A 25,091-nucleotide genomic window follows, 5' to 3' on the forward strand; every position below is an offset into this window, starting at 1 on the left:
AATTATGGAAAACGAACAGCCCGAACAAAACGCTAAACTTGATCCTGAAGCAGGTAATCCGCTGGCGAATAGCCGCACGCAGCCCGAAACGCCGGGTATGACGGGGCATTCGTCGGCCGGGGCACCGCTCCCCAAAACGGCCCCTGCTGCGGCAGCTAACCCGGAGGATATAAATGATCAGCCTGCCATAGCATTACCCAACCCATACATTGACCTCGCCAACGACCCGACCATTGAGGTACCGTATGGCGGTAATTTTGGCAATAGCACCCAGCCCATTTTTCACGATGAGGATAGACTGGAGAATCAATTGAGCGGTCCGGGCCGTGGCGAATTTGGCCCCCAGGATGCTGGCTCAACGCAAGGCGGCTACGGCGACCAGTACCGCGCCGACGAAGTGTACGGAGGAAAATTAGGTGTTCAGCAAGCCACCAGAGGAGGCTACGAAGGTGGAAAGCCAGAAAATAATACGGCCCCAACGGCCGGGCAGTATTCAAGCGCCCCCCAGCCGGATCGTCCGGAGGGCAGCACTTTTGGCACTGAACCTGGCACGCCCCTGAGTGGCACGACGGTGGATAGTCATTACGAGAACGATAATGACTCGCCCCGAAGTGGAACTGGGTATAGCGAGGATTATGGGCGCACCTCATTAGGAGGTAAGTCAACAGCCGGTGCCAATTTGCCCCCCAACCAACGAAATCAAACCGAAGATTACCTGCCTTCGCAGGAAGGCCACGATAGTGATGGCTTAGCTTACCAGCCAGTAGCTACCGAGCCGCGCACTACCGAACTAGGTGGCCGCGATGAGCCCGGCCCGACAGGTGAGCCTGATTCGTCCACGACCAGCGGGGGCTCTGCTTCCCGCACAGGGTACGTAGAGTCGGATGGGGAGCGTAGTGAGAGCGGAGATGCGGCGGAAGGTATTGGGTCGCGTGGGGGATCTTATAATGACGTCAACGCTAACAAGAACACCGGCGGCGCATCGGCAGAAGAAACTATTCGTGCCGAGGATAACGAAGCTCCAGTGCCGCCGCGCGCCAATGAAACCAGCGACTACGGAACTACGCCCCGTCGCAATGCCGGCCGCGACAACGACACAGACCGACAGTAAAGCCCTCTGGCATTGCTTAATAGTTCTGTCAACAAAAAAGCCCCCCAGACAATTCTGGGGGCTTTTTTGCGACTGTTTAAGGGTTGACAGTAAATGGCGTTTAAGACGCCGGATGAAAACAGTGTTGGTTGTCGTGGGCAAACTGCTCTATTGTGTGGGGTGCGTGGCCCGTGAGCTCTTGCATGGTGGACGTGGTATCGGCGGCATAGCCGGCCCGGCTGATGGCGTGCAGCTCCAGCAACGCATCTGTCAACCAGGCGGGTAGCTGCTGAGCCATTGCCTGTCGGGCGGCGGCTTCGGGCACATCCACATACTCCACTGCCCGGCCACAAGCCTTACTGATAGCCTGCGCTATTTCCTGCCCGCTGACAGCCGCCGGTCCGGTCAGGGTATAAGCTTTGCCCTGATGCTGCTTGATGTCAGCCGTCAGGATGGTGGCAGCTACGGCGGCAATGTCGCGCACATCGATATAAGCGACTTTTGCTTCTCCCAGCGGCAAATAGAACTTGCCCTCGCGCCGAATGGAAGGGCCGTATTGCTCCACGAAGTTCTGCATAAAGCCACCCGGGCGTAAGATGCAGTAGGCCAGACCACTTTGCTCCAGGTACTTTTCTACTTCGCGATGCCAGCGCCCAAATTGGGTGCCCGGCTCGGCCTCGGCCCCAATTACCGACAACCGCACAATCTGGCGTACGCCTGCCTGCTTGGCAATATCAATGAATTGCTTGCTGATAGCCACCTGATCCTCGGTGACGGGCGTAATCATAAATACCCGACCCACGCCAGTTAGCGCAACGTGCAGCGATTCAGGCTTATGAAAATCCATCTCGACCAGCTGCACGCCGGAGGTAATATGGCTAAATCGGTCGCCCTTAATAATAGAGTGCACACCGGCGCGCACCGTCACGCCACGATTGGCCAGGGCCAAAACCAGCTCCGAGCCCACGGTGCCCGTTGCGCCAGTAACCAGAATTGTATGCGACATTTGGTAGGTGTTGAGGAGTGAAGATGAAAGAGCAGATAGGAATACATGAATAACTTAAGCGTACTGATTCCGGCGCTCAGCGGTTATTATTTCTTCTGAAAGGCAGCCCGGAAGAGTTTTCCCTTCTCATTGCTGATTAGAAAGTCGTGGTCATTGATAAAAACAATGGCTTCGGCCTGCCCGGTTTGCGGAAGCGGCAAGCAGCTTTTGTCCCCGTCAAAAAGCCTGGCGCCTGCTTTCCGCTCAATCAGGTAAGCGTAGCCGTAACCCAGCAAGGCCACGGTGCGACCGTCGGGGCTGATGTCGGCGGCGGTAATCCAGGTATTGGTTTGCATGCTGTCTGCCAGGCGGGCGGTGTAGGTGCCGGGGCGCGCCGGCAGGACATAATACTTGACCCAGTTGCCCTCACCGCGGTTTTTGGTGAATAAGTGCAGGCTGTCCTGATAAAAGAAAACAGCTTCACAGTCGAAGTTGCGGGCAACTTTTTTGGGTGGAAACTGGCGCTGGTCGGGATACTCAAACCGAATCGTATCAACCTCCCGCAGCTCAGGGCCGCCCAGACGATAAATGGCCAGGTTGCGGCGCTTATTCTGGTTGTTGCCAAAGTCGCCGATGTAGAGGTTGCCTTCTTCATCCCGCGTCAAATCCTCCCAATCGATGTTGGTGAGCGGCGTCAGATCCACCTCCTGCAACCGGTCGCCCTGCATGGTCACTTTGTAGAGTTTGGCGGTGTTGCCGCCGTCGCCGTGGGTCCAGAGGTCGCCTTCGTCGTTGGCGATTTCCAGGCCGGAGCTTTCCACTACTTTGTCTTTTTGCAAGCGGCCCACCTGCTTCACCTGGTACGTCTGGCTCACCCGGTCGAAGTCGCCGCGCCCTTTGTCGTTGGCGCAGCCGCAAAGCACCGTGTGAAAAAAAATAAGAAGGGGGAAAAGCTTGTCGCGTAGCAATAAGGCCATGAGATAGGGAGTTAGCAAAGTGCTGAGCGTGGTGCGGCCGAACTATTACTATCCGGCGTTGGCCATCCATACGAAAGGCAAACCCGAATGGGCGAACCAGGGCGCAAAAGGTCGCAAACTTGACCTAGCCTATACGCTCCGAGCGGCAGGGACCTTCAACTCTTACAGAAATAGTTAATGTACAAAGCCCCCAGCCACTTTCTGATGGCCCGGCGCGGCGAAGCACGACCTGTAAAAGCTAGAACCGCAGGTAAGGCTGAAGCTTTTCAAACGTCGCGTCGTCGAGGATGCGGATTTTGCGCAGATCGGTGGCTTGCTGATAGGGGCCGTGCTGCTGCCGGTAGGCTACCAGCACCCGGCCCAGGCGCAAACCCACGTACGGATGGTCTTTTAGCTCGGCCAGCGTGGCATTGTTTACATCAATGGGCATAGGAGCAAAGCTGGCCGCGACGAACGTGTACTTGCGCAGGCTGTCCACGAGGTCGGGGGGCAAATTATAGATTTCACCCAACTGTTCTTCCCGCGAAAAGCCCCCCAGCCGCGCCCGATAAGCCACCACCCGGCTCGACAGTCCCCGCCCGATACCCCGAATCTGCATGAGCTGGGTGGTATCGGCCGCGTTCAGATCGAAGGGCGCGAGGTGGGTGGGCTTGCGCGGAAATTTGCTGGCTGGAAACGCGGAAGTGCGCTCTGGGTAGCGGCTTTTAGTACCGGCATAAGTGGCGCGGGCGGGCAGCTCATCTGGCAGCTGCATGAAAGGCGCAAAGCGAGCGTACACCGAATCGGGGAGGCCATACGTACGCCGGATCTGCGCTTTAGCTTTGAAGCCCTGAATAACATCGCGATACTTCACCATGCGCTGGGCTACGTAGCGCGGCACTCCGCGCGCCTCCCAATCCGTTGCCGATAAGGCGTTGGGGTCGAATGGGGAGAGGGCTACCTGCGCTACGGGCGGCTGGGGGGCTTTTCGGCGCGGGTAGCGGCTGGCGTAGGTGCGCGGCTGACGGGCAGCGGCCAGGTCTGCGGCTAGCGCATCAAGCTGCTGCTGATCGGTGGTGGGGTCGTAATGGGGAAGGGCCGGCTGAAGCAGCGGCGGTAATACCAGCCAAAACACGAGCAGTAGCAATAGCACTACAAACCCGGACGTCTCGCGGCGCGAGAATCCAAAATACCGCCGTACCGCGTCGCGCAGGGCTAGATGCGGGGCTTTGCGGGGACGCTGATGCTTAAGCACGAAGAAGGTAGAATATAACTAAAAATTGATGCTAGCTACGCACGTAATTACTTTTTGCATTTGCATAAATCAAGCCTCAAAGCAGCTGTAGCCCAATTAATTTCCGATCAGCTAAGCTAAAACAGTTGAATTGTATAGTAAATGAGACTGTGCAGCACGGTCTAAAAATTGGCGAAAACCGCTGTAGCCCGTATCATTACATATTCGTTTTTCGTTCTGCTGCTCACACCTCCACCTATGCCTTCCGCCGTCGTTCGTACTCCTGAGTTTTTTGATCAGCTCGCCGCCGCCGTACGCTCGGCCCGGGAGGTGGTGACGCAGCGGCTACGGCATCTGAGCGAAGATCAGCTCAATCGGCGCCCTTCGCCGGATACCTGGAGCGTAGGGCAGTGTCTGGAGCATCTTACCATCGTGGGCGGCCATCATCTGCCGGCAGTAGTTCGCAAGGTTAAGGCTGCGAGCGAGCGTGGAACTAAGCCAGCCGACACCGTAAAGTCAGGTTTTGTGGGCCGGCGGCTTGTGCAAGCCATGCGTACGCCAGTTAGCCAAAAAGCCCTCAAAACGCCCCAGCGCTACGCACCCAGCGGCAGCCGCCTGCCCCGTACGGTAGTGGAAGTATTTGGCCGCCAGCTCGACGAGCTATTAAATCTTATTGATCAGGCGCGCACTATAAACGCCAACCGTGTGCGCATTCCCAACCCGCTGATTCCGCTGCTCCAATTGCGCCTCACCGATGAGTTTGCTTTTCTGGTGGCGCACATAGAGCGACACATGGCGCAAGTAGAGCGCGTATTGCAAGCCACCAAGCGTCCACAGGACGAAGCATAAGCCAAGCCCGCCGAGTAGCAATTAGTGATGATGGTCGTGCTCCGGTGGCGCGGGTAACTCCGCAGCCGCCCGGGGCAACAGCGCCGTCGGTACGCGCGGATAATGGTGGTGCACATGGTGAAACGCGAACGAAGCGACCACCGGCGTCCATATCTGCGCTAAAGCGGCTGCGGCCCGCGCCGCCGGGTTCTGAGCAGCCAAATGATGCGGAATATACGAGGCCCAGATCGGCATAGTGGCGCTCATAAAGAAGGCCACGCCCCAGTACACCAGCCCAACGAATGAGCCTGTAAAACCATAGAGCCCTACAAATGCTACCAATAAAGCCACCGTATAGCCCGTCTCGAGTAGCTGCTTGCGGCGGGTGTGGGGGGCAATTTTCCACGACTCGCGGCGCAATGTCAGAATATGGTAGGGGCCCTGCCACAGCACCCGCGAAAATCGCCAGTTGGCGGGCGCGCCTTCAGGGTCATCCTCGCTCAGGCAGCGTCCGTGGTGTCGTAAGTGCGTCACCTGCATCGCGTGGCCGCTTTTCAGAATAAGCAAGGCACTAAGCACCAAGATCCGCTCATTCGCCGCTTTGGACAACCCCAAGGCATTGTGCATGGCATCATGCATCTGCACGAAAGCCGCCAGGCACACTGCTACGGCCAGCGGCACCGCCACCCACCACCAGCCAGCCAAAGCGGCAACTACATACAACCCGACGAGTACCCAGGGCCGGGCCAGCTCAATGCGGCGCTGCGAGTCGGTGAGTTGGAGGTGAGCGGCTATTTTGCTCATGTTAATTGATAGTTAAATTAGAAGTGATAGTAAGCAGCAGACTCCACTGGATATGTTGCTGAAACGGTCACTTCATTCCCGTTTTTCCTCCCGCCGGGGCAAGGCGTATGCCGGAATCTGTTCGGGGGCAATTCTTGCCAGCGGGGCTGAAAAGAGCCGTGGTAGCCAAATAGCTTTCCAAATGTGGGGTTGCGCACCTCCACCTTAATGCGGTAGCACGCGGCGGCATCATCATACCATTCCTCTACATCGGCCAGCCCGGAGAATAACATGGGAAAGCGAAACCTGAACGGGCCTTCATAAAAGCGCTGCTCGCCGGAGCGCAGCCGCAGCCCGCCCCGCTCCGATACCGATAAGTCAATGTCCACGGCCAAGTGCTGGTGGGTGCCCAGATAGTCGACAATGCAGTTGCGCCCCGTGCTGCGAACCATAGTTGCGTCGAAGCAGCGGGTGTGCTTTGGAAAAGCAAAGCGCCTAATCCAGGACACGGTTTCGCGGCCGAATGAGTCGCGGTAGGCGTAGTTTTCAATACGAAAAGGCACATTCACGCCCGCATCCGGAAACATGATATGCCGCAACAGCCCAATGCGCAGAAAAGGCTGGGTGTACACCGGGCCGTGCCAAACGCGCTCCATCGTGCCCTCCCCAATAAACGCGCGGTGGTCGGTGCTGGCAAACGCCAGCCGTTCCTGCATACGCGGATGTAGCTTGGTAAACTCGCTACCTAATTGTTGCTGATAAATAGAAGCCATACGGCGAGGAATAAGGAGTAACAGGAGGAGCGATTAGCGTTCAGATCTATAGCTTAAGAAGGCAGTGGTGGCTGGCGCAGGCAATTGCGGGCGCTCGGCAAGTCATCGAGGCTAAGCAGCCCGATAGCAGCCAGCACCAGCATTGAAGCGTTGAGCGTAACGGGGTTAAAAGGCGCCACGAAAATGGCCGGCTGGCTAAAAATGGCCCCCATGCCTAGCACCAGCAGTCCTACCATATTCAGCCAATACACAGGCCGCAGCAAGTGAGTAGGCAGCAGCCAAAACAATAAGCCAAACAGAATTTCGCCTACACCTACCGCACTTGCCGTGTAGCGGGCGGCCTCGGGCGTGAAGCCCGCGCCTTGCAGAATGCTCAACTCGCCGGTGTCGGGGTAAAGCAGCTTGGGCACCACTCCCTGGTAAATCCAGCAGAAGCCCAGCACCAGCCGCACCAGTAGCTGCGTGAGCGCCAGCCGGATAGAAGCGCTCGGCTTGATTCCTTTTTCCAGCCAAAGCCGCAGGCAATCAAAGCTCCAGGCCGTAGCCCAGCCCATGAGCGGCCGAAACACGAAGCGGTCGAGCAGGCGGCCGGGAGCACCAAAGCGGGTTTGGTAATCGTAGCCAGTGAGAAAGCGCAATCCGTCAGTCGTCGGAATGTATTTCCAGTAGCCCGCCCCGGTGTGAATCAGCGAAAGCCACTCATCAGACCAAAACTTAAGCACCGACGTACGCTCCCCATTTTTCTCCTTGGTGCCCACGCTTTCGCCCCGACCTGCAACGCCTAGTCCGAAGCCAATGCGCGTCGCATACAGGAATTGTTGGGGCTCGGAAGCAACCGGCCGGGGCAGGTAGCGAATCTCGGTAAAGCGCAAATCCCATTGCTGGTGCAAATCGGGTTGCTGAGTGTGATCCCAGAGCGCCTCCATGGGGCAGCGAATCAGGGATTCAACGTAAATAGGCGGATTTTTCAAGAGCGCAAGCCGGGTAGCGAACGGCCCAAGAAAGGTAGGCGAAGAGCAGCGAGAAGGCAAGGAAAATAACAGATAAGTACTGCCCGTCGAGGAAAGAAAATTATAGCTATAGCTTCCGCGTAGACCTACTTGTTGCTGATTATTAAGGGGGGCTTTTTTAGCGGGTCGAACGATGTAGAGACGCAATATTTTGCGTCTTGTCGTTGAACAGGCAAAGTCGTGCTGCCTAAACAACATCAGCAACGACGAGACGCAAAATGTTGCGTCTCTACATCGCACAACCGGGCCGAGCTATTTTCGTGATGAAGCAGCTCACAGACGCATTTTTAATAAAATTCTGGGCTTGCTTTATGGAATTGAGGCGGCTTGTGCATCTGGTTTTTGTCAACTTGCCTCGCCGCTTTCTTTTACTTCGCTCTATATGCGTTTCCTTGGTCTGTTTTGCCTGCTGTTATTGGTCATGATTAGCCCTACTTCTCCCTCGGCGCCCGACCCGAAAAAGTGGCGGCAGATTGACGCGTTGTTAGCCAAAGACCAGACGGCCTCGGCGGCTAAGCTCGTGGATGAGATTTACCGCCAGGCCCGCCAGCGCCAGGATACGCCGGAGTATCTGCGGGCCGTGCTGTATAAGCTGCGCCTGCTGGAAGAAAAGGAGGAAGACGCTCAGGAAAAGGCCATTGCGCTGGTGGAAGCCGACCTGAAAACGGCCAAATTTCCGGCCCGGCCCATTCTGCATAGTCTGCTGGCTCAGCTGTACGCCCGGTACTACGACGAGCACCGCTACCAACTCTACGACCGCACCACCCAGGCCACCCCCGACTCAGCCGATATTCGTACCTGGGATGCCGCTCGCCTGGGCAGCGCCGTGGTGCGCCACTACCGCGCTTCCGTAGCCGAAGAGCCGCAGCGCCTGCAACAGCTCACGCTGAAAGAACTGGGCTACGCCGTGCGCGTGGGCGATGCCGAAGGCCAGGCGCTGCGCCCCACGCTCTACGATTTGCTGACTCACCGAGCCGTTTCGGATCTGGAAAACGATGAGTTCTATGTTACAACGCCGGCCCAGCAGTTCGAGCTGCAGGATAAAGCGCTGTTTGGCCCCGCCGCCGAGTTTGCTCGCCTAAAGCTAACTGCCCCGGCCGCCGATACACTGAACGGGCAGTTTCATGCCCTCCAGCTCCTGCAGCAGCTCACCGCTTTTCGTCTGCAAGCCAATAACCCAGCCGCCCTGGCCGATGTGGAGCTGGAACGGCTGCGCTTCGTGCATGAGCACGCGGAACTAGCCGATAAAGACGAGCTATACCAAGCCGCCTTGGCCCGCGGCGCGGAGCTGTTCAAGGCCCTGCCTATATCCACCAGGTTTTTGGCCGTGCAGGCCGAGAGCTTGGAAGAAGATCAGCCAGCGAAAGCCCGGGAAATAGCTCTGGAAGCTGAGAAGCGGTTTCCAAAGTCTCTTGGGGGGCAAAAAGCCTTAGCGCTCCGGCGAAAGATTGAGGCTGTAGAAGTAGCCTTCACCGCGGAAGAGGTGATTCTGCCGAATCAGCCGTGGCTGCTGAAGCTGAACGCGCGCAACGCGCTTACGCTTTATGCAAAAGCGTATCGGGTGAGCATTGCTTTCGCTAGCCGTCGGCAGGAGCGGCCGGAAATGGATCAGAATCAGGAATGGCAGAAAATCTATGCTCATGCCTTAAGCGCCGCGCCGGTAGCGGCCTGGACGCTCACCCCGTCTGGTCCCACTGACTACGAAAGTCACTCTATACAATATGCCGGGCCAGCGCTGCCGCTGGGGCGCTATCTTATCGTACTAAGCACGGCGGCCGACAATCCTACCCAAAAGCGCGCCGGAGTCACGACAGTATTCGCGGAGCTGAGTGTGAGTGAGTTAAGCCAACTTCGGCGGAACGCTAGCACGCAGGAAGGACCAGATGTGCTGGTAATGCACCGCCAAAATGGGCAAGCATTGGCTGGCGTGCAGGTAGTGCCGTTCTTTCAATACTACGACCAACCGAGCCGCGAGTACAAGCGTCGCCGGGGAGCTGCGCTTACTACCTCGGCCGAAGGTCTGACGCGAATAGAGCTTGGAAGCAAAACGGGCGAAAACAGCCAGCTGGGGGGCATTTTACTTACCAAAGGCCGCGACTCACTGCTGGTAGCGGAAAGTGGCTACTACTTCCCCCGACGCAGTCGCAACGCCGAGCCGGAGCAGCCTCAGCGGCAGACGTTTCTGTACACCGACCGCGCCATCTATCGGCCCGGCCAAACGCTGTATTTCAAAGGTATTCTGACCGAAAGCCTGGCTGGCAAAGCCCGTTTGCTAACCAAGCAGGCGGTGTCGGTGCGGCTCCAGGATGTGAATGGGCAAACCGTACAAACGCTCCCCTTCACCACGTCCGCGTTCGGCTCGTTTCACGGCTCCATCGTGCTGCCTACGGGCTTGCTAAATGGCGAGATGAGTCTGCGAACCGACTATGGCAGCGTCAGCTTTGCCGTGGAAGATTACAAGCGGCCCACGTTTCAGGTCACGTTTGAGCCGGTGAAGGGCACGTCGGTGCTGGGGCAGGAAGTAACCATGCGCGGCAAAGCCACAGCCTATGCCGGCCAGCCCATAGACGGCGCCGCCGTGAGCTACCGCGTTACGCGCCGCACTCTATGGCCTATGTTTGGGCGGGGCATTGGCGGCAGTCGGCCCGAAATGGAAATCCTGAGCGGCACCGCCCAAACCGACTCCGTGGGGGCTTTTTGGTGAAGTTCATCGCGAAAGGGGAGGACGCCAGCCAGCAGAAGCGCGGCCCCTGGGAGCCCGGCTACGTGTTCGAGGTAACCGCCGACGTGACCGATGCGGCCGGCGAAACCCGCACCGGCCAGCAGCAAGTGAGCATCGGGAAGGAAGCCCTCACCTTGCGCCTGGAACTGCCCGAGCTGCTGAACCGCGAAAAAATGCCGCCCGTGCGGCTATTCAGCACCAACGCCACGGGCGAAGCCCAGCCTGCCCGCGGCACGCTGCGCCTCTACCGCCTCACGCCGCCCGCTCGCGCCTTGCGCCCCCGCACGTGGGAGCGACCCGAGCGCGAAGCTTTAAGCCCGGAAGAATTCAAGCGCCTGTTCCCGCTCGATGCTTACGCCCGGGAAGACAACGACAGCACGTGGGCCCGCACGCTGGTGCTCACCCAGGATTTTGACACCGAAAAATCGACGCTCTTGCCGCTGCTAGCTACTCCTTTAGCCCAGCAGGCGCCCGGCCGCTACCTGCTGGAAGCTACCGCTTCGACGGATGCTACCGCTCAGCCAGCCAAAACGGAGCGGCGGTTTACCCTGTATGCGCCCTCAGCCAAAACGCTGCCCGTGCCGGCGCCCGATTGGTTTGTCGCGCTTCAGGATAGTGTGGCGCCCGGCCAACCAGCTCGTTTTTTGGTAGGTAGCTCAGAGGCGGGTGCGCGCGTGCTGCTGGAAGCGGAAGCCAAGGGTGAGAGCCTGCGCCGCGAATGGCTCACGCTGGCGGCCGGCGAACAGCGCCTCATTGAGATTCCGGTGCCCGCCAGCCTCGGCGAAACCCAGCTGTACGTGCACACCACCCAAGTGCGCGACAACCGCCTCTATACCCACACGGCGCCGGTGCAGGTAGCCACGCCACCCGCGCCACTGGTGCTCAGCATCGCCACCTTCCGCGACAAGCTCCAACCCGGCCAGCGCGAAACCTGGCGCGTCACCATTCGGCAAACCGACGGAAAGCCAGCCGACGCGGAGCTGCTCGCCACGCTGTACGACCAGTCGCTGGACGCGTTTCGCCCACATTCGTTTCGGGAGCTGGAGTTTCCGAAGCCCTATCATCCGGCCGCATTGGCTTGGCAGGGCCGGTTTGACACGCAGGAGTCAAATGAGTTGATGAATCAGACCGTGGCTGGTCCAAATGTGCGTGACATTGCTTATCCACATATCAATATGTGGGGCTTCGATGGAGAAGATGGGGACAAAGTTTATATGATGGTTGAAAGTGTAAAGGGAAACACCGATTTAGCCGGTATGGCTGCTGATGAAGTTGTGGTCGCCCAGCGCAGCAGTTCTAACATGGCAAAGATGCGCGTACCGCCACCGCCACCTCCACCAAGTGCTCCACCTGCGCCTGGAATGTCAGACGACCTTCCAGATATGGATGAGCTAAGGGATAAACCAGCCAATCTATCTGGAGTTCAAGCCCGCAAAGACTTCCGCGAAACGGCCTTCTGGATGCCCGAACTCCGCACCAATGCCCAAGGCGAAACCGTGCTGGAATTCCAGATGCCCGAGGCCGTAACGCGCTGGCAACTCCTGGCTCTGGCCCACGACCAGCAGCTGCACAGCGACCTGCTGCGCCGGGAACTGGTGACGCAAAAGCAGCTTCAAGTAACGCCCAACGCCCCGCGCTTCTTCCGCGAAGGCGACCAGCTGCGCCTCACCGCCAAGCTCAGCAACCTCACCGATCAGCCCATGCAGGGCACGGCCCAGCTGTTTTTGCTTGATGCCCGCACCCAGCAGCCTTTGGAAGGCACCATTCTCAAAAGCGCCGCAAACCTCCCGTTTGACTTGAAAGCCAACCAAAGCAGCGCCCTCGCCTGGAACCTCGCCATCCCGGAAACCGCTGAAGGTCAAGTGCCCTTGGAGGCCATCACCTACCGCGTGGTGGCCCAAACCACTGCCCGAAACAGGCTAAGCGCAAAGCCAAAAAAGCGCCCCAGGCCGCTGTGTACTCCGATGGGGAGGAAAATACGCTGCCCGTGCTACCCAACCGACTGCTCGTGACGGAAAGCCTGCCGCTGCCAATTGTGGGGCCGGCTACGCGGGAGTTTGAGCTGAAAAAGCTGACCAGCACCACCTCACCCACGCGCCGCAACTACTCGCTGACGCTGGAAATGACCCAGAATCCGGCCTGGTACGCCGTGCAGGCCTTGCCGTATCTGATGGAGTACCCGTACGAGTGCTCGGAGCAAATCTTTAGTCGGCTGTATGCTAACCTGCTGGCGGCCAAAATCCTGCAAAGCAATCCGCGCCTCAAAACGACCCTGAACGAATGGAAGCGCGCCGCCCAGGCCGGCGACAAAACGGCACTGACCAGCAAGCTGGAGCAAAACCAAGAGCTGAAGAACCTGCTGCTCCAGGAAACGCCCTGGGTGCGCGATGCCAAGTCGGAAACGGAGCGTATGCGCCGCCTCACGGAGCTGTTCGACGAGCCCCGTCTGCAAGCGGAAACCACCCGCGCCCTCGCCAAGCTAGCCCAGATGCAAAAGCCCAACGGCGCCTTCCCGTGGTTTGAGAAGATGCCGACGACCGCTACATCACCCAGCTCATCGTGGCCGGATTTGGCAAATTAGCCAAGCTGGGCGCTTTCGATGCCAGCAAAAACGAGGATGGGGGGCAAATTCTGCGCAATGCCCTGCGCTACCTCGATGAGCAACTACAGCGCGACTACGATGCCCTGCGCAAGCAGCCCAAAGTTGACCTGAAGCAAAACCACCTCGCCGACCTGCACATTCAGGCCCTGTACGCCCGCAGCTTCTGGCCCACTCAGGCCGTAGCGAAGTCGGCGCAATCTGCCTATGTGTATTATCAGCAGCAAGCGGCCACGTATTGGCCTGCCCAAACCCGCTACCTGCAAGCCCAAACGGCGCTGGCCCTGCACCGCGGCAAAACGGCCCCCACCGCCGTGCGCAGCATTCTGCAAGCCCTTACCGAAAATGCCCTGCACTCCCCGGAGCTAGGCATGTACTGGAAAGACGTGCGCGGCGGCTATTACTGGCGAGAGGCGCCCACCGAAACCCAGGCCACGCTCATCGAGGCCTACGACGAAGTACAGAACGACCAGAAAGCAGTGGATGAGATGAAGCTCTGGCTGCTCAAGCAAAAGCAAACCCAGAGCTGGGAAAGCACCCGCGCCACCGCCGACGCCTGCTACGCCCTGCTCCTGCGCGGCTCCGACTGGCTACAGCCCGCCCAGCCCATTCAAGTGACGGTAGGCGGCGCGCCAGTGCAGCCCACCACCCAGCAAGCCGGCACCGGCTATTTCAAAATCACTTTCCCCGCCGCCAGCATCAAGCCCGCTCAAGGGAAGGTGACCGTCAAAAAGACCGACGCTGGCGTAGCCTGGGGGCAATTTATTGGCAATACTTTGAGCAGCTGGATAAAATAACGCCCGCCGCCACGCCTTTGCAGCTTCAGCGTCAGCTGTTTCGGGAGCGGCGCACGGCGGCCGGCCCCGTGTTGGAACCGCTCACGCCGGCCAAGCCGCTGCGGGTAGGGGAGGTACTGGTAGTCCGCCTGACGCTGCGCACCGACCGCACCCTGGAGTACGTGCATTTGAAGGACCAACGGGCCGCTGGCTTGGAGCTGATCAGCCAGGTGTCGGGCTACCGCTACCAGGGCGGGCTGGGCTACTACGAGAGTCCGCGCGATGCGGCTACCAACTTTTTTATGGGTGAATTACCCAAGGGAACCCACGTGTTTGAGTACCGCTTGCGAGCGGCCCAAAGCGGTGATTTTTCGGGTGGCCTAAGCCAGATTCAGTGCCTCTACGCCTCCGAATTTACGAGCCATTCGGCGGGTCAAAGGCTTCAGATTGGGAGCAACTAAGCTCCTTAGTTAGCCAAGTTTTTTTAGCCTCAAAAACGGGCTCGACAGTACTGAAAGGCTGTTTCCAGTGAGTTAAAGCATATGCAGTCTTGTCTGGGCACCATTTAGGCTGTACTTTTGCGTCCTCTTAGCCCTTTTTAAAGCTATGCTGATGCGTAAAATATATGTGCTTGCCGGCCTGCTTTTGTGCGGTGCGCCGGTGCTTGCCCAAGGCAAGAAAACAACCCAACTTCCGAAGTCTTCTGGTCACTTTACAGTACCCGTTACGCCGGCTTTGCCCGGTGAGGAAAAGCTTTCCGCCCGGGAGCGCGTCGAGCGGGATCTGCTGATGCCCGTGCGTCGCAAACAAGCTGCCCTGACCTTGCAGGAAGCCAAACAAGCGTCCGCCGACATTACCGCTCAAGGTGTAGCAGCGGCCGAAGCCAACGCCGCTGAGGAAACCAAAAAAGCCCCCAGCCCACCGCCGCCGAGCCGCACGTTATCTTCTCCACTGCCGACCGCAAGCCGGAGCCAGCTACTAGGAAGTCAACCCGTCGCCGTCGCTAGCCATTGCTGTAAGCTGACCATAAAAAAGCCCCCAGAATAGTTCTGGGGGCTTTTTTATGATTGCTCTGTGAATGTAGCAAAGCAGTGCTTAGATAATGGGCATCAAACGCACTACCAAGCCATCGAGGCGGGGCGTAATGCGGATCTGGCAGGAAAGGCGACTACCGGGGCTAAGTACGGGCAGTGTTTCGAGCATGTACATTTCTTCGTCGCCAGGCTCATCAAGAGCGGGGCCGGCGAGTACTTCTACGTGGCAGGTAGCACACAGGGCCATGCCGCCGCAGGTTGCTTGAATATCGTAGCCGCTGGCCTTGAGTACTTCCATCAGGCTGAGGCTCATATCGGTAGGCGCCTCTATCTCGCGCCGCTGGCCGGGCGCCTCCTCCACGTACACTCGAACTTCGGTAGCGTCAGTCATTTAGTTGGGAGTCCTTGGTTGGTGGTAATCAGTAGTCGGAGTACCAAACTTATCAATTAAAATCGGTGCCCTATCAAAAAATCGTTGTCATCCTTACAAAGAAAAGACCTGCTCACACCAGAACAACAAGCGCACAAACGGCTAGCTTTCACGCGAGTAGGTCTTTCCTTCGGTACGTCAGATAAGGATAGCAATCAAGCCCCGTTTACATAGTAGGCACCCCGTTTACGGTCGTATACTTAAGCACGTATTTCTTGTCCGGGAACATGTACTTGTAAGCGCCCTGTGCCATTAGCGCGGCCTCATGAAAACCGCACAGAATCAGCTTCAGCTTGCCTGGATACGTGTTGATATCACCGATGGCGTACACGCCCGGCACGGAGGTCGAGTAGTCCAGCGTATCTACCTGCACCGCATCGTTGTCTAGGCCCAGGTTCCATTCACCAATAGGGCCAAGCTTTGGCGTAAGGCCAAACAGCGGAATAAATGCATCCACGGGCAGGCTCTCGGTAGTACCGTCGTTGGCGGTGATGGTAACGGCCTCCAGATTATCGATGCCATGCACATGCGTCACGTTAGACGACAGCACAAGGCGCGCGCGGCCGGCTTCGTGCAGGTTTTTCACCTTCTCCGCTGAGTCGGCCGCCCCGCGGAAGGTGGTGCCGCGGTGCACGAGCGTTACTTCTTTGGCAATATCAGCCAGGAAAATAGTCCAGTCGAGCGCTGAGTCGCCGCCGCCGGCAATCACGATGCGCTTATCGCGGAAGGTTTCGGGGTCGCGCACCATGTAGTACACGCCGCGGCCCTGCTCAAAGCGCTCCAGCTCATCGATAGCCGGTTTACGGGGCTCAAACGAGCCCAAGCCGCCGGCAATAGCTACGGCCTTGCACAGCACCTCCGTTCCATCAGTAGTGAACAGCTGAAACGAGCCGTCGTCGAGCTTCGCGAAGCGCTCTACCCGCTCGCCCAGCGTAAAAGTGGGGTGGAAAGGCTCAATCTGGCGCATCAGGTTGCGCACCAAGTCGCCGGCCAGCACCTCAGGAAAGCCGGGAATGTCGTAGATAGGCTTTTTGGGATAAATCTCGGTCAATTGACCTCCTACGGCGGGCAGCGCATCCACCACGTGGCAGCGCAACTTCAACAACCCAGCCTCAAACACCGCAAACAGCCCCACCGGGCCAGCTCCGATAATACAGATATCGGTCGAAATAGTATTCAGCATGCAATCAAGAATCAGCGAAAAACAAACAAACGGCCCTAAGCCGCCTGAATAACAAACAAAGCCCCCAAATCGTTGGGCCCGCCCCACGAATGATGAGCGGTTGCCAAGCGTAGGCATTGCGGGTGCAAAGATAAGTTCAGCCCGCCGCGTTTTTGGTATTCGGCGGCAAAATGTACGGGACTCTGGTAGTTACCTATCGGGCCACATGGCTTTACTGTGTCTAACTACCGAGTCAAATTAACATAAAAAAAGCCCCCCAGCATGTGCTGGGGGCTTTTTCGTGGTCGTGTAAGGAGTCGAACCTTAAACCTCCTGATTCGTAGTCAGGTGCTCTATCCAGTTGAGCTACACAACCATTATCCCGCTTGGGGAGCGCAAAGATAGTCGCTAAAATTTCAGACGTCCAAGCCGGGGGCATTTTTAGCTTAAAATTTTGCCAGAAAACGCGCAAATAGCTGAGAGTCAGATTTTATTTTTCAACGGTTTTTTCGGTGCCACGGTTCAGGGCTCGCTTCAAAGCACGGTTGAAGAGGTAATAAAGCCCAAAAACCGATACGATGATCAGCCCAATTACCAGCAGCTTGCCCGCCGTACCCGTGTCGGGGTCGCTGACGAGGCTAATAACATCCTGCGCTTTGGTGCCCAGCCAATAGAAAAACAGGCTGCGCGGCAGCATTCCAACCACTGAGGCCAGCAGAAACTTGCGCCGGTCGATGCGCATCACGGCCAGCACGAAGGTCATGAGGGCAAAGGGCAGTACCGGCGAGATGCGGGTGAGAATGATGAGTTGCCAGCTTTCAGTTTTCAGCTCCCGCATCACGGCGTCGGCCTTCGGGAAGTGGCGCAGGAAGCTGAGCATGCGGCCATGATCGAGAGAGGTCGCTATCTGGTAGCCTACCAATGCGGCCAGCGCATACGCGACCACCATACCCGGCAGCCCAGCCCAGCTAAAATAAAACCCCGTTACCAGCGCCACAAACGTGGTGGGCGTGAAGGCAAAGGCCATTGTGAAGGCTATGACCACGAAATAAAGAGCAGTCTGGGCGGGTGTGAGCTGCAGCAGCAGTTCCTGATTGCGATAAAGCAGGAAAGTGAGCGAAGAGCTACCCAGCACCGGCAAGGCCACCAGCAAAAACATGGAGACTAGCGTAGACGCGTTTTTTTGGAAAAGCTCTTTGAGTACAGACATAAGCAGCAAAAAATCGGGCCGACTGTGCGTAGCCGGCCCGAAGGTAGAACGTAAACTGCTCAGCAAAGGCTACGCGCCGAGGAAGCCGTTGGCAGTAGAAGCCATTCCGGGAGCTGGTGTCTACCAAAAAATAATCGCGCGCGACATTCTACCTTTGGCCTCTCTTGCCCCACCTCCTAACCTCTACCTTTTCGATTCGCTTCTTCTATGAAATTCGGCACCAAGACTATCCACGCCGGCGTACATCCCGATCCAGAGACCGGGGCCATCATGACGCCTATCTATCAGACTTCTACATACGTGCAGCGCTCGCCCGGCGACCACCGCGGCTATGAGTATTCACGCACCCATAATCCTACCCGCACTCAGCTCCAGGATTCGCTGGCAGCCCTCGAAAACGGGCAGCACGGCTTGGCATTCGCCTCCGGCATGGCTGCAACCGACGCCATTGTGAAGCTGCTTCAGCCCGGCGACGAGGTAATTTCGACCAATGACCTGTATGGCGGCAGCTACCGTATTTTCACCAAAGTATTTGCCCCCCTGGGCATCAAATTCCATTTCGTGCCCATGCATGATATGGCTGCCGTGCGTGAGAAAGTAACCGAGCGCACAAAGCTGATTTGGGTGGAAACGCCTACCAATCCGCTGCTGAACGTGATTGATATTGCCGCCGCCGCCGCCGTAGCCAAAGAAGCCGGCGCCCTGCTGGTAGTGGATAACACGTTCGCTACGCCTTATCTGCAAACGCCGCTCGATTTGGGCGCCGATATGGTAATGCACTCGCTCACCAAGTATATGGGCGGCCACTCCGACGTGGTAATGGGTGCCATCATCGTGAAAGACGACGAGCTGCATGAGCGTCTGCGCTTCCTGCAAAATGCCTGCGGCGGCACGCCCGGCCCTCAGGATTGCTTCCTGTTGTTGCGCGGCATCAAAACATTGCATATCCGCATGCAGCGCCACTGCGAAAACGGCCGCGCCGTCGCGGAGTTCCTGAAGGCGCACCCGAAAGTGGAGAAGGTGTACTGGCCTGGCTTCACCGATCATCCGAACCACGATATTGCGGCCAAGCAAATGAACGACTTTGGTGGCATGATCAGCTTCGTGCTTCAGGGCGACCGCAAGGAAGACGCTATAGCCGTGCTCGAGAAGCTGGAGCTGTTTGCTCTGGCCGAGAGCCTGGGCGGCGTAGAGAGCCTCTGCGGCCACCCCGCCACCATGACCCACGCCAGCATTCCGGCTGAGGAGCGCCGCAAAGCCGGGCTTTCTGATTCCCTCATTCGCCTCAGCGTAGGTATTGAGGATATCGAGGATCTGATCGAAGATTTGCGTCAGGCCATTGGGTAGCAGATGATCAAGCGGAAGCTAACTGGTTTATTATCAGGAGCAAGTATGGTTGTTGGACTGCTGCATTCGGCTCAGGCCCAGCAGTTGCCCACGGCGCCTTTTAAGGGCAGCAACATTATTTGGGCTTCCTCTTCGATGCCGACAGACTCTGTTTTGAGCCAGTTAAGCCAGCATCTGTTGCAAAGAGGTTTCATACTGGATACGCTAGACCGGAACAAAGGCCTCCTGACGACCAAGGTAGTATTGCCTGCTACCTCCCGGGCCGGAGAAATGAAAATTAGGGCAGCGAAGACAGGCACTGATTGGAAGCTGATAGGGACTTATGTTATTCCGGCTTACGGAAGTGGTGTTGCGTATCCGGCCGAATTTATCGGCGCGGAGATGATGCCGGCTAAAAGCGCCTTTCGTATCGTGGAGGAAGCCGCGCGGGTCGTTCCCTGTTGCGACTTGCGCTATGAAAAGGCGAAGGTAAAATTCGGCGCGTTTACCAAAATGGAAGATGCGCTGAAAGTAGTCTGGTAGGTAGTTGTTTCTGGAATGTCTTAACCTATCGTACTGAGAGTCTTGAAGAACCAATAAAAAAAGCGGCATCACACAGAAAAAAGCCCCCAGAATATTCTGGGGGCTTTTTTCTGTGTGATGCTATTGAACATTCGATATATATAAAACAAATCCTGTATACTAGGGAAAGAATTCTATTCTCTCAGTCGCTTACGCAGTTTCGCTTTCGAAATAATGCCTTCTTTCTCACCAATAACTTACGCTTTGCTCGCCGTGGTGGCCGACACGTGTTGTTGTTGCTGATTTTACTCTAAGCTGACACTTAATTCTTTCTGGATACCAAGTACGCAGTGCAGGCGCACTTTTGCCGCTTGTCCGACTGTGGGATACGCCACTGTCGTGATTGTTAGCCGATTCAGCTCCATTCTTTCCAAACCCTTCTTTTTTGTATGAAACAACTACTACTTTTTCTGGTGTTAGTGCTAATATTAGTGCCGGCTTGGGCCCAGAATATCGCTGTGACCGGCCGCGTGCTGGGTGGCAACGGTTCAGCCCAGCCGGGCGTGACCGTGCTGCAAAAAGGCACCACCAATGGTACCAGCACCGACAACGACGGCAGCTACCGCATTCAGGTGCCTTCCGACGCGGTGCTCGTTTTCTCAGCTATTGGCTCGGCTACCCAGCAAATCAACGTAAACGGTCGCACCAGCATTGATGTGCGGATGCAGGACGCCACCACTGACCTCAATGAAGTCGTAATTACGGGTTCTCGGGCTTCAGAGGGGCGCTCCAATATCCTGACTACGGCCCCTGTTGATGTCATTTCGGCCCGTGAAATCAAGGCGTTTGCTCAGACGGAGATTTCTCAGGTGCTTACCTATGCGGCACCGTCGTTTCAATCTTCCCGGCAAGCTATTTCGGATGGAACCGACCACGTAGATCCGGCCAGCTTGCGCGGCCTCGGCCCCGACCAGGTATTGGTGCTCGTGAACGGTAAGCGCCGCCATACGTCGGCCCTGGTAAATATTAACGGCACGGTAGGTCGCGGCTCGGTGGGTACCGACCTGAACGTGATTCCGCTGGCTTCCATCAAGCGCATTGAGGTGCTACGCGAGGGAGCGGCGGCCCAGTACGGCTCCGACGCCATTGCCGGTGTTATCAATATTCAGCTGAAAGACGATTCGACCGGCGTGACAGCCAGCGCAACCGGCGGCCAGCACTATGAGGGCGATGGTGCGGTGTTTCAGGCCGACGCTAACGTGGGCATCGGGCTGGGAGGACGTGGCTTTCTGGATGTCAGCGGGCAGTTTCTGAACAGAGGCTACACCAACCGTACGTTTGAGGATACGGCTCCGCTGATGTATCTGGGGGGTAATAGTGGCAATTATCCCGGCGGTGCGGCCGCTGATACGGAGGCAGAGCGCCGCGCCCTCAAGGAGCAGGATGACGCCATCGTGGCCGAACGGGGCTTCAACCGTAAAAATATGCGTGTGGGCAACTCAGAGGCGCGCAATTATGGAGGCTTCGTGAATGCGGCGTATAGGCTGGGGGGCAATTTGGAGGCGTATGTATCGGGTGGCGTCACGCACCGTACGGGTAAGGCGGCTGGCTTCTACCGCTTGCCCAACCAGCCCACCCAGAGCGACCTGACTATCTTCCCCGACGGTTTCCTGCCTTTCATTAACACGACTATCAACGACCAGTCGGCCATCACGGGGCTGCGCGCGAACATTGCTGGCTTCACCGCCGATCTGAGCAATACCTATGGCCGCAACGAACTGCGCTTTGATATCATGAACACCGTCAATGCCTCGCTGCCCCAGGGTCCGGGTATTCGCAATCAGACCGAATTCTACGCGGGTACGCTGAACTTCAGTCAGAATACCACCAACCTGGGCTTCTCGCGCAAGTTCACAAACCTCGGTTCCCTGGCTACGCTGAACGTGGCCTTCGGTGGTGAGTTTCGCGTTGATAATTTTGAGATTTCGGCCGGTGAGCTGAATTCTTACACCAACGGAGGCCGCTTAATCGGTACTACGCCTACAGCCTCAGGAGCGCAGGTATTTCCCGGCTACCAGCCCTCAGATGAAGTAGATAAGGACCGCAATAACGTAGCGGGCTACATTGACCTGGAAAGCGACATCACGGAAGACTTGTTGGTGCGGCTGGCTGGCCGCGCCGAAAACTACAGCGACTTTGGCTCCAATGTCAGTGGCCAAATTGCTGCCCGCTACAGCTTTCTGGAAGGATTGGCGTTGCGCGGCTCGTTCGGTAATGGCTTCCGGGCGCCTTCCTTGCAGCAGCGCTATTTCACCAATACCAGTACGCAGTTTGTGAGCGGCGTGCCCAACCAGGTGCTCACCGTAAACAACGATAACCCCATTGTGCGCAATAGCTTCGACGATCCCATTCAAAAAGGATTTGGGGTAGAGGCCCTGAAGCAGGAGAAATCGGTGAACTATAGCTTAGGGGTAACGGCTCGCGTGGGCAGAACGCTGACGCTGACCGTAGATGGTTACCAAATTGATATCGACGACCGGATTGTGCTGTCCTCGCAGTTTGTGCGCGCCAATCCTACAGTAAATGCCATTTTGGGGACGCAACCCGTAAGCCGAGTGCAGTTTTTCGCGAATGCCATTGACACGCGGACTCGCGGTATCGACATTGTAGCCAACGAGCGCCTGACACTGGGCGAAAACAGCCGCCTTGGCTTTACGATTGCGGCTAACTTCACCGAAACGGAGGTCCGGGCCTTCAACAGCTCGTCCAGCACTATCAACAATGACCCAACTACCGGTACCACGAACCTGCAAAACACGCTTTTCGACCGGCAGCAGCGCACCCGCATTGAGTCGGCCCAGCCTCGGAGCAAGATAAATCTGGCCGCCAACTACGGCTACGGCATTTTTGGTATTGAGGCGCGCCTGGTACGCTTTGGGGAGGTGGACTTCCGGGATGCCGACCCAGCCCGCGCGGAGCTCGTCGATCAAACGTTTGATGCTAAGTGGATCACCGACCTGACGCTAAGTGCCCAGGTGCTGCCCCAGCTAAGCATTATGGTGGGCGCCAACAACCTGTTCGACGTGTATCCCGACAAATTTCGCCTTCACCCGCGCAACAATCCCAATAACTTCTCAGTGGATCCTGCCACAAGCTTTAACTCCAGTCTCGACAATACCAACCGCAACCGCTTCGTGTATAATGCTAACCAGTTTGGCTTCAACGGTGGCTATTACTTCGTGCGTCTCAACGTAACGCTACCCACTAACTAAACACGATCTTTAGGTTGAGAGAATAAAAAAAGCCCCCAGATACGTTCTGGGGGCTTTTTTATGCATTTGTGCTACTTCGCTGGCTGTGGCGCGCTGGTATTGGAATCCAGAATCTGGAAAAGCTCGTCCAGCTTAGGCGTGAGAATAATCTCGGTGCGGCGGTTCTTTTGGCGGGCCACGGGAGTTTTGGCTACATCAATGGGCACGTACTTTGAGCGGCCCGAGGCTGTCACGCGCTCCGGCGTTACGCCATTGGTGGTTAGCAGGCGGGCAATTTCGGTGGCGCGCAGCACGCTCAGGTCCCAGTTGTCCTGCATACCGGCGGTGCCCCGGCTGATGGGCACATCGTCGGTGTGGCCTTCCACCACCACGTTCACGTCGCGCTGCTCCTGGAGCACGGTTGCCAATTTCTTCAGAGCATCTTGGCCTTTGGGGTCCACTTTTGTAGAGCCCGACTTGAACAGGAGCTGCTCAGAAAGCGACACGTACACTTTGCCGTCCTTGAGCTGCACTTGCAGGTCGCTGTCGTTGAAGCTCAGCAAGGCTTTGCTCACCTTGGCGCGCAGGTCGTTTACGGCCTTGTCTTTCTCAGCCAGAGCTTGCTGCAACTCGGCCAGGCGGGCTTCGCGGGTTTTCAGGTCGGCGGTCAGCTTATCGATTTCCGTCTGACTTTTCCCCAGCTCAGCCTCGCGGCGGGCCAGGTCCTGGGCTACTTTGCTGTAGTCCGCCGATTTGTCGGCCAGAGCGCGGTCGGTGTTTTTGAGCAGCTTCTCGAAGCTGCTGTTCAGCTCGCCGTACAGGCTTTGGGTTTTGCGCAGCACGTTGCCGGTCTGGGTCGAGTCGGCTACCAGGCGCTTATTGTCGAGGCGAAGCTGGGCAAGCTCGTCGCTGGCTTTTTTCAATTCGGCCACGGCCTGGCGCTGCTGGCGCTCCAGGTCGGCCTTGGCTTGCTCGGTGGCCGTTTGGCGGGCACGCAGGTCATCGTATTTTTTGGAGGCAACGCAGCCGGGCAGCAGCGTGGCGGCCGTCAGGCAGAGCGTCCCGAGAAAGAGCGTAGAAGTTTTTTTCACAATAGAACGGTGATTAGCAAAGGGCTGGGGGGCAAATTCAACGGTGTGCACCCCTCGCGGCAAGGTAACCATGCCTGACCCCAACTTCCAACCATTCGTCTTTGCGATGAGATTTTCGACCTATATTTGCCCCCCGTAGTTTTCCGCTCCCGTCTCCCCTAAGAAACCACGCATGGACTCTTATTCTGACCACAGCGCCGACACGCAGGCGCTGCTTCAGCACGAGTGCAAGACGATTGATAAAGCCTTGCTGCACCAGCCCGGCCCCGATTTTCTGGACCGTTGCTTTGTGCCATCCAATCGGACGCCGCAGGTGCTTCGCTCGCTGGGTCAACTCTATAATCATGGGCGGTTGAGCGGAACGGGCTACATGTCTATTTTGCCCGTCGATCAGGGAATTGAGCACACGGCCGGCGCCTCTTTTGGCCCGAACCCCATGTATTTCGACCCCGAAAACATCATCAAACTGGCTGTGGAAGGAGGGTGCAATGCGGTGGCTACTACTTTTGGTACCTTTGGAACGGTAGCTCGCAAGTATGCTCACAAAATTCCTTTTCTGGTTAAAATCAACCACAACGAGCTCCTAACGTACCCCAATAAGTTCGATCAGATTATGTTCGGGTCGGTGGAGGAAGCCTGGAACCTGGGAGCTACGGCCGTGGGAGCTACGATTTATTTCGGCTCAGAAGAGTCGAACCGGCAGATTATTGAAGTGAGCCAAGCGTTTGAGCGGGCGCATGAGTTGGGTATGGCTACGGTGCTCTGGTGCTATACTCGCAACAATGCCTTCAAAACCGCTGACCAAGATTACCACGTGGCTACTGACCTGACTGCGCAGGCCAACCATTTGGGCGTCACCATTCAAGCTGATATCATCAAGCAGAAGCTGCCCGAAAACAACGGCGGCTTCCGCGACCTGAAGTTTGGCAAAACCCACAAGGCCATGTACGAGAGCCTGTCGTCGGATAACCCGATTGATCTGACTCGCTACCAGGTGGCCAACTGCTACATGGGACGTATTGGTCTGATCAACTCCGGCGGGGAAAGCCTCGGCGCCGGCGACCTGGAGCAGGCTGTTAAAACGGCTATTGTAAATAAGCGCGCTGGTGGCCAAGGACTTATCTCGGGCCGTAAGGCATTCCAAAGGCCGTTCGCCGAAGGCGTACAATTGCTCAACGCCATCCAGAATGTGTATCTGGACAGCAAGGTGACAATTGCTTGATTTTAATTAGTGATGAGTAATTAATAAGGAGCAATTATTCTTAGCTGCTCGTAATTTCTTACCGCTTTTTAAAGGGCGTAAATTGCT

22 protein-coding genes and 1 tRNA gene are annotated in these 25,091 nt (G+C 57.2%); 12 read left to right on the plus strand and 11 right to left on the minus strand.

What is annotated here, in order from left to right; genetic code table 11:
- The first annotated feature begins 4 nt into the window (after window positions 1-4).
- The gene (locus tag H9L05_RS11170; RefSeq protein ID WP_187731071.1) at window positions 5-1,111 is read left to right on the plus strand and encodes a hypothetical protein; all 1,107 of its coding nucleotides are present in this window, start codon (window positions 5-7) and stop codon (window positions 1,109-1,111) included.
- A 100-nt stretch (window positions 1,112-1,211) separates the two neighbouring features.
- Here the strand turns inward: H9L05_RS11170 and H9L05_RS11175 are convergent, their stop codons facing one another.
- From H9L05_RS11175 to H9L05_RS11185, 3 genes are all read right to left on the minus strand, one after another.
- Window positions 1,212-2,096 carry an SDR family oxidoreductase gene (locus H9L05_RS11175; protein WP_187731072.1) on the minus strand — a complete coding sequence of 295 codons (885 nt, stop codon included), beginning with the start codon at window positions 2,094-2,096 and terminating at the stop codon, window positions 1,212-1,214.
- A gap of 86 nt (window positions 2,097-2,182) precedes the next feature.
- The gene (locus H9L05_RS11180) at window positions 2,183-3,052 is read right to left on the minus strand and encodes a hypothetical protein (protein ID WP_187731073.1); all 870 of its coding nucleotides are present in this window, start codon (window positions 3,050-3,052) and stop codon (window positions 2,183-2,185) included.
- Between the two features lie 238 nt (window positions 3,053-3,290).
- The gene (locus H9L05_RS11185) at window positions 3,291-4,286 is read right to left on the minus strand and encodes a ComEA family DNA-binding protein (RefSeq protein WP_187731074.1); all 996 of its coding nucleotides are present in this window, start codon (window positions 4,284-4,286) and stop codon (window positions 3,291-3,293) included.
- Window positions 4,287-4,523: 237 nt separating this feature from the next.
- Between H9L05_RS11185 and H9L05_RS11190 the strand changes: the two genes are divergently transcribed.
- Entirely contained in the window at window positions 4,524-5,114 is a 591-nt protein-coding gene (locus H9L05_RS11190) for a DinB family protein (protein ID WP_187731075.1), read from the plus strand.
- Between the two features lie 21 nt (window positions 5,115-5,135).
- On the opposite strand, the gene H9L05_RS11195 is transcribed toward H9L05_RS11190, so the two are convergent.
- The 3 genes from H9L05_RS11195 to H9L05_RS11205 are packed head-to-tail and all read right to left on the minus strand — an operon-like array spanning window position 5,136 to window position 7,575.
- Window positions 5,136-5,897: a fatty acid desaturase family protein gene (locus H9L05_RS11195; protein WP_187731076.1), complete on the minus strand. Its 762-nt coding sequence runs from the start codon at window positions 5,895-5,897 to the stop codon at window positions 5,136-5,138.
- A 17-nt stretch (window positions 5,898-5,914) separates the two neighbouring features.
- Window positions 5,915-6,649 (minus strand): DUF4166 domain-containing protein, encoded by a 735-nt coding sequence (locus H9L05_RS11200; RefSeq protein WP_223284371.1) that lies wholly within the window; start codon window positions 6,647-6,649, stop codon window positions 5,915-5,917.
- A 53-nt stretch (window positions 6,650-6,702) separates the two neighbouring features.
- Window positions 6,703-7,575 (minus strand): DoxX-like family protein, encoded by an 873-nt coding sequence (locus H9L05_RS11205; protein WP_223284372.1) that lies wholly within the window; start codon window positions 7,573-7,575, stop codon window positions 6,703-6,705.
- 466 nt (window positions 7,576-8,041) lie between these two features.
- Here H9L05_RS11205 and H9L05_RS11210 point away from each other — a divergent pair, with 466 nt between their 5' ends.
- The 6 genes from H9L05_RS11210 to H9L05_RS11235 all read left to right on the plus strand — a co-directional run bounded on the left by H9L05_RS11210 (window position 8,042) and on the right by H9L05_RS11235 (window position 14,803).
- On the plus strand, window positions 8,042-10,363 hold the full coding sequence (locus H9L05_RS11210; protein WP_187731078.1) for an MG2 domain-containing protein: 2,322 nt from the start codon (window positions 8,042-8,044) through the stop codon (window positions 10,361-10,363).
- Window positions 10,360-12,393 carry an alpha-2-macroglobulin family protein gene (locus H9L05_RS11215; protein WP_223284942.1) on the plus strand — a complete coding sequence of 678 codons (2,034 nt, stop codon included), beginning with the start codon at window positions 10,360-10,362 and terminating at the stop codon, window positions 12,391-12,393. The genes H9L05_RS11210 and H9L05_RS11215 overlap by 4 nt, the downstream gene beginning before the upstream one ends.
- The gene (locus H9L05_RS11220) at window positions 12,369-12,962 is read left to right on the plus strand and encodes a hypothetical protein (protein WP_187731080.1); all 594 of its coding nucleotides are present in this window, start codon (window positions 12,369-12,371) and stop codon (window positions 12,960-12,962) included. The genes H9L05_RS11215 and H9L05_RS11220 overlap by 25 nt, the downstream gene beginning before the upstream one ends.
- The gene (locus H9L05_RS11225; RefSeq protein ID WP_187731081.1) at window positions 12,941-13,777 is read left to right on the plus strand and encodes a hypothetical protein; all 837 of its coding nucleotides are present in this window, start codon (window positions 12,941-12,943) and stop codon (window positions 13,775-13,777) included. Before H9L05_RS11220 ends, H9L05_RS11225 begins: the two co-directional genes overlap by 22 nt.
- 17 nt (window positions 13,778-13,794) lie before the next feature.
- Complete coding sequence (locus H9L05_RS11230) at window positions 13,795-14,217, plus strand: alpha-2-macroglobulin family protein (RefSeq protein WP_187731082.1); 423 nt, start codon at window positions 13,795-13,797, stop codon at window positions 14,215-14,217.
- A 151-nt stretch (window positions 14,218-14,368) separates the two neighbouring features.
- Window positions 14,369-14,803 carry a hypothetical protein gene (locus H9L05_RS11235; RefSeq protein ID WP_187731083.1) on the plus strand — a complete coding sequence of 145 codons (435 nt, stop codon included), beginning with the start codon at window positions 14,369-14,371 and terminating at the stop codon, window positions 14,801-14,803.
- Window positions 14,804-14,851: 48 nt separating this feature from the next.
- On the opposite strand, the gene H9L05_RS11240 is transcribed toward H9L05_RS11235, so the two are convergent.
- From H9L05_RS11240 to H9L05_RS11255, 4 genes are all read right to left on the minus strand, one after another.
- Window positions 14,852-15,181: a 2Fe-2S iron-sulfur cluster-binding protein gene (locus H9L05_RS11240; RefSeq protein ID WP_084446342.1), complete on the minus strand. Its 330-nt coding sequence runs from the start codon at window positions 15,179-15,181 to the stop codon at window positions 14,852-14,854.
- Window positions 15,182-15,386: 205 nt separating this feature from the next.
- A complete protein-coding gene (locus H9L05_RS11245; RefSeq protein ID WP_187731084.1) occupies window positions 15,387-16,403 on the minus strand; it encodes an NAD(P)/FAD-dependent oxidoreductase in 1,017 nt (338 codons plus the stop codon).
- A gap of 281 nt (window positions 16,404-16,684) precedes the next feature.
- Window positions 16,685-16,758: transfer RNA gene (locus H9L05_RS11250), tRNA-Arg, on the minus strand.
- Between the two features lie 114 nt (window positions 16,759-16,872).
- Entirely contained in the window at window positions 16,873-17,592 is a 720-nt protein-coding gene (locus H9L05_RS11255; RefSeq protein WP_223284373.1) for a TVP38/TMEM64 family protein, read from the minus strand.
- A 207-nt stretch (window positions 17,593-17,799) separates the two neighbouring features.
- Here H9L05_RS11255 and H9L05_RS11260 point away from each other — a divergent pair, with 207 nt between their 5' ends.
- The 3 genes from H9L05_RS11260 to H9L05_RS11270 all read left to right on the plus strand — a co-directional run bounded on the left by H9L05_RS11260 (window position 17,800) and on the right by H9L05_RS11270 (window position 22,712).
- A complete protein-coding gene (locus H9L05_RS11260; protein WP_187731085.1) occupies window positions 17,800-18,939 on the plus strand; it encodes a cystathionine gamma-synthase in 1,140 nt (379 codons plus the stop codon).
- Between the two features lie 3 nt (window positions 18,940-18,942).
- Window positions 18,943-19,461 (plus strand): hypothetical protein, encoded by a 519-nt coding sequence (locus tag H9L05_RS11265; RefSeq protein ID WP_187731086.1) that lies wholly within the window; start codon window positions 18,943-18,945, stop codon window positions 19,459-19,461.
- Window positions 19,462-19,889: 428 nt separating this feature from the next.
- Window positions 19,890-22,712 (plus strand): TonB-dependent receptor, encoded by a 2,823-nt coding sequence (locus H9L05_RS11270; RefSeq protein ID WP_187731087.1) that lies wholly within the window; start codon window positions 19,890-19,892, stop codon window positions 22,710-22,712.
- 71 nt (window positions 22,713-22,783) lie between these two features.
- On the opposite strand, the gene H9L05_RS11275 is transcribed toward H9L05_RS11270, so the two are convergent.
- Window positions 22,784-23,782, minus strand: coding sequence for an OmpA/MotB family protein (locus H9L05_RS11275; protein WP_223284374.1), 999 nt, complete (start codon window positions 23,780-23,782; stop codon window positions 22,784-22,786).
- Between the two features lie 172 nt (window positions 23,783-23,954).
- On the opposite strand from H9L05_RS11275, the gene H9L05_RS11280 reads away from it, so the two are divergent.
- The gene (locus tag H9L05_RS11280; RefSeq protein ID WP_187731089.1) at window positions 23,955-25,004 is read left to right on the plus strand and encodes a class I fructose-bisphosphate aldolase; all 1,050 of its coding nucleotides are present in this window, start codon (window positions 23,955-23,957) and stop codon (window positions 25,002-25,004) included.
- The last annotated feature ends 87 nt before the right edge of the window (window positions 25,005-25,091 follow it).

This window comes from Hymenobacter qilianensis, assembly GCF_014489555.1.
GTDB classification, from domain to species: domain Bacteria; phylum Bacteroidota; class Bacteroidia; order Cytophagales; family Hymenobacteraceae; genus Hymenobacter; species Hymenobacter qilianensis.